Source organism: Klebsiella planticola (genome assembly GCF_000783935.2).
In the GTDB taxonomy this organism is placed as follows: Bacteria; Pseudomonadota; Gammaproteobacteria; order Enterobacterales; family Enterobacteriaceae; genus Klebsiella; species Klebsiella planticola.
Window position 1 is genome coordinate 4,771,284 of sequence record NZ_CP026047.1, and the last position, 12,648, is coordinate 4,783,931.

The following is a 12,648-nucleotide window of genomic DNA, read 5'->3' on the forward strand; positions in this document are numbered from 1 at the left end:
ATTCGATAAGGAGTTTTTCATGGCCGCATTTCCGCAACATTTTCTTTGGGGCGCCGCCACCGCAGCCTATCAGGTTGAAGGCGGTCACGATGCCGACGGTAAAGGCCCGTCAATCTGGGACATATACGCCCATCAACCCGGCGCGACATTCGAAAACACCAATGGTGATGTCGCCGTCGATCACTATCATCGTTTTCGCGAAGACGTTGCCCTGATGGCCGAAATGGGCCTGCAAAGCTACCGTTTCTCTATCTCTTGGCCTCGCCTGCTGCCTCATGGCCGTGGTGAAGTTAACGAAGCGGGCGTCCGGTTTTATAGCGATCTGATCGATGAGCTACTGGCTCACAATATCGAGCCGATGATTACGCTCTATCACTGGGACCTGCCGCAGGCGCTACAGGATGAAGGGGGCTGGGAAGCGCGAAGCACCGCCGAAGCGTTCGCCGAGTATGCCCGCTTGTGTTACGCGCGCTACGGTTCCCGGGTAAAGCTGTGGGCAACCTTCAACGAAACCATAGTGTTCATCGGACACGGCTATATTAACGGCTGCCATCCGCCGGCGGTGCGCGATCCGGCGCGCGCCATCCAGGCCTGTCATCACGTTTTTATTGCCCACGCGATGGCGGTGAAACAGTTTCGCGAAAGCGGTATCCATGGCGAGATTGGATTCGTGAATGTCCTGCAGCCGCATACGCCGCTCACCGACAGCGCAGCAGATCGCCAGGCCAGCGACATGGCGGACGCGATACATACACACTGGCTATACGATCCGGTGTTAAAAGGCCATTACCCCGAGTCGCTTTTACAGCAGACCCAGTCCCTGTGGGGGGTCCCGCAGTTTGCTCCCGGCGATGACGCGCTGCTGCGCGACAACCGCTGCGATTTTATTGGTCTGAACTATTATCGTCGTGAGACCGTCTCAGCCCGACCTCAGGAGGGACTCAGCGGCGGTGAACCGGGCGTCGAAGGTCTGTTTTATTTCGTGCGCAACCCGCAGAGCACCTATACCGAATGGGGCTGGGAGATTTGGCCGCAGGGGTTAACCGACGGCATAATGATGATCAAAGACCGCTACGGCGATATTCCCATTTACATCACCGAAAATGGTTTAGGCGCAAAAGATCCGATTATTGATGGTGAAGTCGTTGACGATCCGCGTATCGACTATCTCAGCAGCCATATTAATGCGCTGGAAAAGGCCCTCGAAGCCGGGGCCGATGTCCGCGGTTATTATCCCTGGTCCTTTATTGATCTGCTGAGCTGGCTGAACGGTTACCAAAAACAATACGGTTTTGTGTATGTTGATCATCAGCAGGAGCTCGCCCGTAAACGGAAAAAGAGCTTTTTTTGGTATCAAAACGTGATTGCCAGCCGGGGCAAACAGCGTTAATCTTCTCTCCCAGGCGCCGCCCGGCGCCTGATTTAGCTCTAGAATATTCTTAAATTTCTTTTGACTACCTCAGGAATGAAATCATTTCTTGTCTTTAGTATTTACAACCTAAATAATTTCATCCGGCCCGTTAAGAAGGCACTGTTTGTTGAATGATGGTTTACCGACAGTTGTTAATATTCGACTTGTTTATTCCGATTATAAAATGGAAACGCAAATGACCGTTCAGGACTACTTATTAAAATTCCGTAAAATCAGCTCCCTTGAAAGCCTTGAAAAACTTTTTGACCATCTTAACTATTCTCTGACCGACACCGCGGAAATCGTCAACATGTATCGCGCTGCCGATCACCGCCGGGCAGAGCTGGTTTCTGGCGGTAAATTGTTCGATGTCGGGCAGGTTCCGAAATCCGTCTGGCGTTACGTGCAATAAAAACTGTTCTCCGCCATGCCAGTTGCTTATACTCCCGCTCTTCATTTTGATTGAATCCGGGAGAAATCATGTCTTCTCACTCTGCAGAACGTATCGGCGGGTGGCTGCTGGCGCCGCTCGCATGGCTACTGGTTGCTCTGCTTAGCACTTCGCTGTCGCTGTTAATCTTTGCTAATGCGTTGATGAGCTCCCGGACCTACGCCCTGCTGGCGGAGATGAGCACAGGGCACCTCCTGCTTTGGGTGGGGTCGCTGCTGTTCGCCCTCGCCATGTGGTACTATACCCTGTGGCTAACCATTGCGTTTTTCAAACGGCGAAGCAGCGTACCAAAGCACTATATTATCTGGCTGCTCATCTCTCTGCTGCTGGCGATAAAGGCCTTTGCTTTTTCACCCATATCAGACGTGATGGCCTTGCGCCAGCTGCTGTTTCCGCTTCTCGCCGCGGCGCTGTTAGTCCCCTATTTCAAACGTTCCGCACGGGTTAAGCGAACCTTCGTGAATTCGTAATAACCCCACAGTTAACCTGTTGTCGCCGGTATCGATTTATTCGATAATAGGCGGCTTTTTCTGTTTTCAGGTCGAGTTGATGGCTGATTATTTACTGCTCTTTATTGGTACTGTCCTTGTGAACAACTTCGTGCTGGTGAAGTTTCTTGGACTGTGCCCGTTTATGGGGGTTTCCAAAAAACTGGAAACCGCAATGGGGATGGGACTGGCCACCACCTTTGTGATGACGCTGGCCTCAATTTGCGCCTGGCTGATTGATACCTGGATTCTAATCCCGCTTAACCTGATCTATCTGCGTACCCTGGCTTTTATCCTGGTTATCGCGGTAGTGGTGCAGTTCACCGAGATGGTAGTGCGCAAAACCAGCCCTGCCCTGTATCGACTGCTCGGTATTTTCTTACCGCTGATCACCACCAACTGTGCGGTGCTCGGCGTCGCGCTGCTGAATATTAACCTCGGGCATAACTTCTTGCAGTCCGCGCTCTACGGCTTTGCCGCCGCGGTCGGTTTCTCGCTGGTGATGGTTCTGTTCGCCGCTATTCGCGAACGCCTGGTGGTTGCAGATGTGCCTGCGCCGTTTCGTGGTAATGCCATTGCCCTGGTAACTGCCGGTTTAATGTCGCTGGCCTTTATGGGCTTTAGTGGTTTGGTGAAGTTGTAATATGAGTGCAGTCTGGATAGCCGTGATCGCCATTAGCCTGTTGGGGCTCATTTTTGGCGTGATTCTGGGATACGCCTCCCGTCGGTTTGAAGTGGAAGATGATCCCGTTGTTGAAAAAGTCGATGAGCTTCTCCCGCAGAGTCAGTGTGGACAGTGCGGCTACCCCGGCTGTCGTCCTTATGCCGAGGCCGTCGGCACTCAGGGTGAGAAAATCAACCGCTGCGCTCCTGGCGGTGAAGCGGTGATGCTAAAAATTGCCGCTCTGCTGAACGTCGACCCGCAGCCCATCGATGGCGATGAACAACAACTCGAGCCGGCACGCATGCTCGCGATCATTGACGAAAATAACTGTATCGGCTGCACAAAGTGTATCCAGGCCTGCCCGGTTGATGCGATTGTCGGCGCAACTCGCGCAATGCACACAGTGATGAGCGACCTTTGTACCGGCTGTAATCTTTGTGTCGCGCCCTGCCCGACGCAATGTATCGAGATGGTTCCTGTCGCGACGACCACTGAAAACTGGAAGTGGGACCTGCACACTATTCCAGTACGCAATATTCCTGTGGAACAACATGTTTAAGCTATTTTCCGCTTTCAGAAAAGATAAAGTCTGGGACTTCAACGGCGGTATTCACCCGCCTGAAATGAAAAGCCAGTCTAACGGTACGCCGCTGCGCCAGGTTTCCCTGCCGCAGCAGTTTGTGATCCCGTTAAAACAGCATATCGGCGCTGAGGGTGAGCTCTGCGTGCGGCCCGGCGATCGCGTACTGCGTGGTCAGCCGCTGACCCGCGGCTGGGGACGAATGTTGCCGGTTCATGCCCCGACCTCCGGTACCGTCAGCGCCATCGCGCCACACTCGACCGCTCACCCTTCCGCCCTCGCCGAGATGAGCGTCATTATCGATGCCGACGGTGAAGACCGGTGGATTGAGCGTGACGGCTGGAGTGATTACGCAAACAAAACCCGCGAAGAGCTTATCGAGCGTATTCATCAGTTCGGCGTGGCCGGGCTGGGCGGCGCGGGATTCCCGACCGGCAGCAAATTACGCGGCGGCGGCGACAAAATTGAAACCCTGATTATTAACGCCGCTGAATGCGAACCCTATATTACCGCCGACGATCGCCTGATGCAGGATTGCGCGGCGCAAATTATCGCCGGCATCCGCATTCTGGCCCATATTTTACAACCGCGTCAGGTGCTGATCGGGATTGAGGATAATAAACCGCAGGCCATCTCAATGATGCGGGCAGTCCTTGCCGATACTCACGGTATCGAACTGCGGGTGATTCCCACCAAGTATCCGTCCGGCGGCGCGAAGCAGCTGACGCAGATCCTCACCGGCAAACAGGTTCCCCACGGCGGCCGCTCGTCGGACATCGGTGTGCTGATGCAAAACGTCGGGACCGCCTATGCGGTTAAACGCGCGGTGATCGACGGTGAGCCGCTCACCGAGCGCGTTGTCACCCTCACGGGCGAGGCGGTTACCCGTCCGGGCAACGTGTGGGCACGACTGGGAACCCCGGTTCGCCATCTGCTGGAAGATGCCGGCTTCTGCCCGAGCGCCGAACAGATGGTCATTATGGGCGGCCCGCTGATGGGATTCACCCTGCCGTGGCTTGACGTTCCGGTGGTCAAAATCACCAACTGCCTGCTGGCGCCCTCGGCAAGCGAAATGGGCGACCCCGAGGAAGAGAAAGGCTGTATTCGCTGTAGCGCCTGTGCGGATGCCTGTCCGGCCGATCTGCTGCCGCAGCAGCTGTACTGGTTCAGCAAAGGCCAGCAGCACGATAAAGCCACCGCCCATAACCTGGCCGACTGCATCGAATGCGGCGCCTGCGCCTGGGTCTGTCCGAGTAATATTCCGCTGGTACAATATTTCCGTCAGGAAAAGGCCGAGATTACGGCTATCCGTCAGGAAGAAAAGCGCGCGGCGGAGGCCAAAGCCCGCTTTGAGGCCCGCCAGGCTCGTCTGGAGCGGGACAAAGCCGCTCGTCTGGAACGCCACAAACAGTCTGCTGTTCAACCGGCCGCGAAAGATCATGCGGCGATTAACGCGGCGCTGGCCCGGGTTCGCGAAAAACAACGCGATGCCGCCCAGCCGATCGTTGTCCAGGCCGGAGCAAAACCGGATAACAGTGAAGCGATCGCCGCCCGCGAAGCCCGTAAGGCCGAGGCCCGCGCCCGCAAGCTGGCGCAGCAGGATCAGCAAACGGGACAGCCTGCCACCGAGGCTGCTGACCCGCGTAAAGCGGCCGTTGAAGCGGCTATCGCCCGCGCGAAGGCCCGCAAGGCCGAGCAGCAGGCCGCCGCACCGGCTGACGTGCAGCCCGCCGCCGAATCCGTCGACCCGCGTAAAGCGGCCGTTGAAGCGGCTATCGCCCGCGCGAAGGCCCGCAAAGCCGAGCAGCAGGCCGCCGCCGCACCGGCTGACGTGCAGCCCGCCGCCGAAGCCGTCGACCCGCGTAAAGCGGCCGTTGAAGCAGCTATCGCCCGCGCGAAGGCCCGCAAGGCCGAGCAGCAGGCCGCCGCACCGGCTGACGTGCAGCCCGCCGCCGAAGCCGTCGACCCGCGTAAAGCGGCCGTTGAAGCGGCTATCGCCCGCGCGAAGGCCCGCAAGGCCGAGCAGCAGGCCGCCGCCGCACCAGCTGACGTGCAGCCCGCCGCCGAAGCCGTCGACCCGCGTAAAGCGGCCGTTGAAGCGGCTATCGCCCGCGCGAAGGCCCGCAAGGCCGAGCAGCAGCAGCAGATGACCCAGTCAGCCGCCAACGACGACCCGCGTAAAGCCGCGGTCGCCGAAGCAATCGCCCGCGTTCAGGCCAGGAAAGCATCCCGGCAGGCAGTTAACGAGGAATAAATGGTTTTCAGAATCGCAAGCTCTCCTTATACCCACAACCAGCGTCAGACCTCACGGATTATGCTGCTGGTTCTGCTCGCAGCCGTACCCGGCATCGCGGTTCAGACCTGGTTCTTTGGCTGGGGAACCGTGGTGCAGCTCGTTCTCGCCTCCCTCACGGCCTGGGCGACAGAGGCCGCCATCCTCAGGTTGCGGAAACAGAATATTGCCGCCACGCTTGCCGATAACTCCGCGCTGCTGACCGGTTTGCTGCTGGCCATCAGTATTCCGCCGCTGGCGCCCTGGTGGCTGGTCGTTTTAGGTACCGCCTTTGCCGTTATTATTGCCAAGCAGCTGTACGGAGGGCTGGGCCACAACCCGTTTAACCCGGCAATGATTGGCTATGTCGTGCTGCTGATCTCATTCCCGGTGCAGATGACCTCCTGGCTGCCGCCGCATGAGATTGCGGCCACCGTGCCAGGCTTCACCGACGCCCTGCAGGTTATTTTTAGCGGCCATACCGCCAGCGGTAACGATATGAACGCCCTGCGATTGGGGATCGATGGCATCAGCCAGGCCACGCCGCTGGATACGTTTAAAACGTCGCTGCATGCCGGTCACGCGGTGAAGGAGATCCTGCAGTACCCGATCTACGGCGGCGCGCTGGCCGGTCTTGGCTGGCAGTGGGTCAATATCGCCTATCTGCTCGGCGGTCTGTTTTTACTCTGGCAGAAGACTATTCGCTGGCATATTCCGCTGAGCTTCCTGCTTAGCCTGACCCTCTGCGCCACCCTGGGCTGGATGTTTTCACCGCAGAGCTTCGCTGCCCCGCAGATTCATCTGCTTTCCGGCGCGACCATGCTCGGCGCATTCTTTATTTTAACGGATCCGGTTACCGCTTCCACCACCAACCGCGGCCGCCTGATATTCGGCGCCCTCGCCGGTCTGCTGGTGTGGCTCATCCGCAGCTTTGGCGGTTATCCTGACGGTGTGGCTTTTGCCGTGCTGCTGGCGAACATTACCGTTCCGTTAATCGACTACTACACGCGCCCGCGCGTCTATGGCCACCGCTGAGGACCGATGATGTTAAAAAGCATGCGCAAACACGGCATTACGCTGGCGCTCTTTGCCGCCGGCTCTACCGGGTTAACCGCGGCCATCAATGAGCTGACGAAATCGACGATTGCTGAGCAGGCGGCGACGCAGCAAAAAGCGCTGTTCAATCAGGTTTTGCCTGCGGACCGCTATAATAACGATTTGCTACAGAGCTGCTATCTGGTCGCTGCGCCACCGCTCGGTAAAGGTCAGCATAAGATCTGGATTGCCAAAAATAACGACGCCCCTGTCGGGGTGGTGATGGAAGCGACCGCCCCCGATGGTTACTCCGGTGCGATTCAGCTGCTGGTTGCCGCCGACTTCAAAGGCACCGTACTTGGAACCCGCGTGACGGAGCATCATGAGACGCCCGGCCTTGGCGACAAAATTGAACTTCGCCTGTCTGACTGGATAACCCACTTTGCGGGTAAAGTCATTCATGGCCCCGGCGACAGTCACTTTGCCGTGAAAAAAGACGGCGGTGATATCGATCAGTTCACCGGCGCCACTATTACCCCACGCGCGGTGGTCAACGCCGTTAAGCGTGCCGGCCTGTACGCGCAAACGCTGCCCGCACAGATTCCCGAACTCACGTCCTGTGGAGAGTAAGCCATGAGCGAAGTCAAAGACGTTATTGTTCAGGGGTTGTGGAAAAACAACTCCGCGCTGGTACAACTGTTAGGCATGTGCCCCCTCCTCGCCGTGACCTCTACCGCCACCAATGCGTTAGGGCTGGGACTGGCGACAACCCTGGTGCTGACGCTGACCAACCTGACCATCTCCAGCCTGCGTCGCTGGACACCGGCTGAAATTCGTATCCCGATTTATGTCATGATCATCGCTTCGGTCGTGAGCGTCGTACAGATGCTGATTAACGCCTACGCATTTGGTCTGTATCAGTCTCTGGGGATTTTTATTCCGCTGATTGTGACCAACTGCATCGTGGTCGGTCGTGCCGAAGCGTTCGCTGCCAAAAAAGGGCCGGCGCTGTCGGCGCTGGATGGTTTCTCCATTGGTATGGGGGCGACCTGCGCGATGTTTGTGCTCGGTTCGCTGCGAGAAATCCTCGGCAACGGGACGCTGTTTGATGGTGCCGATAGCCTGCTGGGCAGCTGGGCGAAAGCGCTGCGGATCGAAGTATTCCATACCGATACGCCGTTCCTGCTGGCGATGCTGCCGCCGGGCGCCTTTATCGGTTTAGGGATGATGCTGGCGGTGAAATACCTGATTGATGAACGAACCAAACAGCGTAAAGCAAAGGCAGCTGAAGCGAGTCAAGCCGCGCCGGTTGATGCGCACAGGGAAAGTCTGGGATGAATAAGAGCAAACGTCTGGAAATACTGACCAGACTGCGGGATAACGACCCGCACCCCACAACGGAGCTGAATTTCAGCTCGCCGTTCGAATTACTGATAGCCGTACTGCTCTCGGCGCAGGCGACGGACGTCAGCGTGAATAAAGCCACGGCCAGGCTCTATCCCGTAGCGAATACGCCGGCAGCCATGCTGGCGCTGGGTGTTGATGGCGTCAAATCGTATATCAAAACCATCGGGTTATTTAACAGCAAAGCTGAAAATGTCATTAAAACCTGCCGGATCCTGCTTGAGCAGCACAATGGCGAGGTTCCCGAGGACAGAGCGGCGCTGGAAGCGCTTCCCGGCGTAGGACGTAAAACTGCCAACGTGGTACTGAATACCGCTTTCGGCTGGCCGACGATTGCCGTGGATACGCATATTTTTCGCGTTTGCAATCGGACACAATTTGCCCCCGGGAAGAACGTTGAACAGGTGGAGGAAAAACTGCTAAAGGTCGTTCCCGCCGAATTTAAAGTCGACTGTCACCACTGGCTTATTCTCCACGGCCGCTATACCTGTATTGCGCGCAAACCCCGCTGCGGCTCCTGCCTGATTGAAGATCTGTGCGAGTTTAAAGAGAAAGTCTACGAATAACATTCAGACAAACCATTACCCTGCTTGTGGTAATGGTTCTGTCCTTTGCGCTAATCCCCTGCCTTTAACGCCACTATTTCCGCACTCTACAGGACAATTAACCGCCTATATAACGTTCATCCAGGTTAATCATTTTTTGTGGCGAAAAAATTTCTATACATTTGTGATCCAGATCATCCACGCAACTTAATGTTAAATTATTGTTGCAACAATGATAAGGAAAGCCAGTATTTCCAATAGCAGAGCACCACTTACCAGGACAATACCCCATCATTTTTTAGGATTATGGGCTATATCACTATGTTCAAGGCTTATCAGCAGAATATATCGCCATTATCCGATCCCTTTCCCGTCCCGACAGATAAAAATACCACCAATGTGAAAAAGGTGAAATTTAACTCTGTATAACATTTGAATGACTGGCGTATTATAACGCCCAAGATATATGTAACAGAGTATTACAAAACGCTTGCCTGAACGGCCAGGATAGTGAACATTACTTCCCGTTTTCCCTCCAGAATAACTATAAAGGCGGCGGTCTTATCAGATTGCGCCCCGAACACCCCCCGTTAATATGGGATGTAAAAAAAGAGGTATATGTGTCAACTGCAAACAATAAACCAGCAGAAAGCGTGAGTCTGAACGCTTTCAAACAACCGAAATCGTTCTATCTGATCTTCTCGATCGAATTATGGGAGCGTTTTGGTTATTACGGCCTGCAAGGGATCATGGCCGTTTACCTGGTCAAACAGCTGGGTATGTCAGAAGCGGATTCTATTACTCTCTTCTCCTCCTTCAGCGCGCTGGTTTATGGCCTCGTGGCTATCGGTGGCTGGCTGGGCGATAAAGTGCTCGGTACTAAGCGTGTGATTATGCTGGGGACCATCGTCCTCGCTATCGGCTACGCCCTGGTGGCGTATTCCGGACACGACGCGGCTATCGTTTATATGGGTATGGCGACTATCGCCGTCGGTAACGGCCTGTTTAAGGCTAACCCGTCTTCCCTGCTCTCGACCTGCTATGAGAAAGATGACCCGCGTCTTGATGGCGCATTTACGATGTACTATATGTCCATCAACATCGGTTCCTTCTTCTCTATGCTGGCTACCCCGTGGCTGGCGGCGAAATTTGGCTGGAGCATCGCCTTCTCGCTGAGCTTCGTCGGGATGCTGATTACCCTGGTGAACTTCATGTTCTGCAAAAAATGGGTAAAAAACTACGGTTCGAAGCCTGACTTTGCCCCGGTACACTTCGGTAAACTGCTGGCGACCATCGTCGGCGTGATCGTCCTGGTGGTGATTGCGACCTGGCTGCTGCACAACCAGGGCATTGCCCGTATGGTGCTGGGCGTGGTGGCTCTGGGTATCGTGATTATTTTTGCGAAAGAAGCTATTGCGATGAAAGGGGCTGCGCGTCGTAAGATGATTGTTGCCTTCATTCTGATGGTTCAGGCGATCGTCTTCTTCGTCCTCTACAGCCAGATGCCGACTTCACTGAACTTCTTTGCTATCCGCAACGTTGAGCACGCCATTCTGGGCATTGACTTCCAGCCTGAACAGTTCCAGGCGCTGAACCCGTTCTGGATTATGATCGGCAGCCCGATTCTGGCCGCTATCTATAACAAGATGGGCGACCGTCTGCCAATGCCGCACAAATTTGCGATCGGCATGGTGCTGTGCTCGCTGGCCTTCCTCGTTCTGCCGCTGGGCGCCAAATTTGCAACCGATGCCGGTATCGTCTCCGTTAACTGGTTGATTCTGAGCTACGCGCTGCAGAGTATCGGTGAGCTGATGATTTCCGGTCTGGGTCTGGCGATGGTGGCACAGCTGGTACCGCAGCGCCTGATGGGCTTTATCATGGGCAGCTGGTTCCTGACTACCGCAGGCGCCGCTATCATCGCCGGTAAAGTCGCCAACCTGATGGCGGTTCCGGAGAACGTGACCGATCCGCTGCAGTCTCTTGCCGTATATGGCCATGTCTTCCTGCAGATTGGTATTGCTACCGCAGTTATCGCCGTGCTGATGTTTGCTATCGCACCGAAACTGAACCGCATGACCCAGGATGACGACTCAGTGAGCAAAGCTCGCGATACGGCAACCGCTTAAGCGCTTCGGGAAAACCAATAAATTTAGGCCGCTAACGTTTTGTTAGCGGCTTTTTTTTTACCCCTGGGCTAACATACAGAAAACTGCAGCCACGAGGAGTTACTGATGAAACTGTTCTACAAACCCGGCGCCTGTTCCCTTGCATCACATATCGCCCTGCGCGAAAGCGGACTGGACTTCACCTTACAAGGCGTCGACCTGCAGAAGAAGCGCCTGGAAAACGGTGAGGACTATCTGCAGATCAACCCGAAGGGACAGGTTCCGGCGCTGCTCCTTGACGACGATATCCTGCTCACGGAAGGCGTCGCCATTATGCAATACATTGCCGATCAGGTGCCGGATCGCCAGCTGCTGGCGCCGGTGGGCACCATTGCGCGCTACCAGACACTGGAGTGGCTGAACTATGTCGCGACGGAACTGCATAAAAGCTTTACGCCGCTTTTCCGCCCGGACACTCCGGAAGATTACAAACCGATCGTGCGCGCTCAGCTGGAGAAGAAGCTGCATTATATTGATGAGTCGCTGAAGGAGAAGCAGTGGCTGAACGGGCATCGTTTCACCATCGCTGATGGCTACCTGTTTACCGTACTGCGCTGGACCAGGGCCGTGAAGCTGGATATGACAGGTTACAGCAATATCGAGGCCTGGATGAAACACGTGGCCGCTCGTCCATCGGTGGCCGCGGCGCTGGCGGCGGAAGGGGTTTAATCGCCAGACATTATCTGCCCGGCTGCGAGGCCGGGCAGTTTTAAGGTTAAAGCTGCGTGGCGCTAAAGTAGTGCTCCGGCTGCGCAATACGTTCCTGTGCGGCAACCACCTGCAGCTCGTACTCCTGCATATTTTTCGTGGCCAGCATAATTTCATACACCGCCGCGGTCACATGCTCCAGCGCATCGCGAAGCAGAGCCCCCTGCAGCAGTTTAACCAGCAGCAATCCGCTGGTGACATCGCCGACGCCAACCGGCTGACGCAGGCCAAAATCCACCAGCGGGCGGCTGATATGCCAGGCTTCATCAGCCGTCACCAGCAGCATTTCGAACCGGTCCATACTCAACCCGGCGCGGGCAAGATGTTTAACCAGCACCACCTGCGGACCCTGCGCAATCAGCTCGCGCGCGGCTAAGACGGCTTGTGCAACGTTCGCCACCGGATGACCGCAGAGGATTTCCAGCTCAATCAGGTTGGGGGCAATAATGTCGCTCGCCGGCAGCGCGTAGCGGACGTGAAACTCCGCCACGCCGGGTGCGACGATGCAGCCTTTCTCAGGGTGTCCCATCACCGGGTCGCAGAAATATTTCGCCGCCGGATTGGCCGCTTTTACCTGACGCACGATACCGAGAATATGTTCACCCTGTTCGGCGGAGCCCAGATAGCCACTCAATACCGCATCACAACGCTGCAGCTGATTAATATCAGCAATCCCCTGAACGATTTCGGTCAGATGCGCAGGCGGCATCACGCAACCGGTCCATTTCCCGTACTGCGTATGGTTGGAGAACTGAACGGTATTAAGGGGCCAGACGTTCGCGCCAAGGCGGCGCATCGGAAACTCTGCGGCACTATTGCCGGCGTGACCAAACACAACGTGGGACTGGATGGCGAGGATGTTCTTCATCTTGTGTACCTGACAGCAAAAAATAAGGGGCGTGGTTTCCCACGCCCCTGCCTTTAC

Annotated in this window: 13 protein-coding genes; 12 read left to right on the plus strand and 1 reads right to left on the minus strand. The window is 56.0% G+C overall.

What is annotated here, in order from left to right; all coding sequences use genetic code 11:
- Positions 1-19: 19 nt before the first annotated feature.
- The 12 genes from MC50_RS23005 (at position 20) to gstA (ending at position 11,684) form a co-directional block, all read left to right on the plus strand.
- Complete coding sequence (locus tag MC50_RS23005) at positions 20-1,390, plus strand: GH1 family beta-glucosidase (protein WP_047665007.1); 1,371 nt, start codon at positions 20-22, stop codon at positions 1,388-1,390.
- Between the two features lie 217 nt (positions 1,391-1,607).
- A complete protein-coding gene (gene ydgT / locus MC50_RS23010; RefSeq protein ID WP_032687419.1) occupies positions 1,608-1,823 on the plus strand; it encodes a transcription modulator YdgT in 216 nt (71 codons plus the stop codon).
- 68 nt (positions 1,824-1,891) lie between these two features.
- Positions 1,892-2,332: a DUF2569 domain-containing protein gene (locus MC50_RS23015; RefSeq protein ID WP_047665008.1), complete on the plus strand. Its 441-nt coding sequence runs from the start codon at positions 1,892-1,894 to the stop codon at positions 2,330-2,332.
- A gap of 79 nt (positions 2,333-2,411) precedes the next feature.
- Positions 2,412-2,993 (plus strand): electron transport complex subunit RsxA, encoded by a 582-nt coding sequence (rsxA, locus tag MC50_RS23020; protein ID WP_004862649.1) that lies wholly within the window; start codon positions 2,412-2,414, stop codon positions 2,991-2,993.
- A gap of 1 nt (position 2,994) precedes the next feature.
- Positions 2,995-3,573, plus strand: a complete 579-nt coding sequence (gene rsxB / locus MC50_RS23025; protein WP_047665009.1) for an electron transport complex subunit RsxB — start codon at positions 2,995-2,997, stop codon at positions 3,571-3,573.
- Positions 3,566-5,848, plus strand: coding sequence for an electron transport complex subunit RsxC (gene rsxC, locus MC50_RS23030; RefSeq protein ID WP_047665010.1), 2,283 nt, complete (start codon positions 3,566-3,568; stop codon positions 5,846-5,848). The genes rsxB and rsxC overlap by 8 nt, the downstream gene beginning before the upstream one ends.
- Positions 5,849-6,901 carry an electron transport complex subunit RsxD gene (gene rsxD / locus MC50_RS23035; RefSeq protein ID WP_047665011.1) on the plus strand — a complete coding sequence of 351 codons (1,053 nt, stop codon included), beginning with the start codon at positions 5,849-5,851 and terminating at the stop codon, positions 6,899-6,901.
- Between the two features lie 9 nt (positions 6,902-6,910).
- Positions 6,911-7,531 carry an electron transport complex subunit RsxG gene (gene rsxG, locus MC50_RS23040; RefSeq protein ID WP_046852357.1) on the plus strand — a complete coding sequence of 207 codons (621 nt, stop codon included), beginning with the start codon at positions 6,911-6,913 and terminating at the stop codon, positions 7,529-7,531.
- A 3-nt stretch (positions 7,532-7,534) separates the two neighbouring features.
- Positions 7,535-8,239, plus strand: coding sequence for an electron transport complex subunit E (locus tag MC50_RS23045; RefSeq protein WP_032696039.1), 705 nt, complete (start codon positions 7,535-7,537; stop codon positions 8,237-8,239).
- The gene (gene nth, locus MC50_RS23050) at positions 8,236-8,871 is read left to right on the plus strand and encodes an endonuclease III (RefSeq protein ID WP_032696038.1); all 636 of its coding nucleotides are present in this window, start codon (positions 8,236-8,238) and stop codon (positions 8,869-8,871) included. The genes MC50_RS23045 and nth overlap by 4 nt, the downstream gene beginning before the upstream one ends.
- Before the next feature lie 599 nt (positions 8,872-9,470).
- The gene (gene dtpA, locus MC50_RS23055) at positions 9,471-10,976 is read left to right on the plus strand and encodes a dipeptide/tripeptide permease DtpA (protein ID WP_032687410.1); all 1,506 of its coding nucleotides are present in this window, start codon (positions 9,471-9,473) and stop codon (positions 10,974-10,976) included.
- Between the two features lie 105 nt (positions 10,977-11,081).
- Complete coding sequence (gene gstA / locus MC50_RS23060; RefSeq protein WP_032687409.1) at positions 11,082-11,684, plus strand: glutathione transferase GstA; 603 nt, start codon at positions 11,082-11,084, stop codon at positions 11,682-11,684.
- Between the two features lie 46 nt (positions 11,685-11,730).
- Here the strand turns inward: gstA and pdxY are convergent, their stop codons facing one another.
- Positions 11,731-12,591: a pyridoxal kinase PdxY gene (gene pdxY / locus MC50_RS23065; RefSeq protein ID WP_047665012.1), complete on the minus strand. Its 861-nt coding sequence runs from the start codon at positions 12,589-12,591 to the stop codon at positions 11,731-11,733.
- Positions 12,592-12,648: the final 57 nt, after the last annotated feature.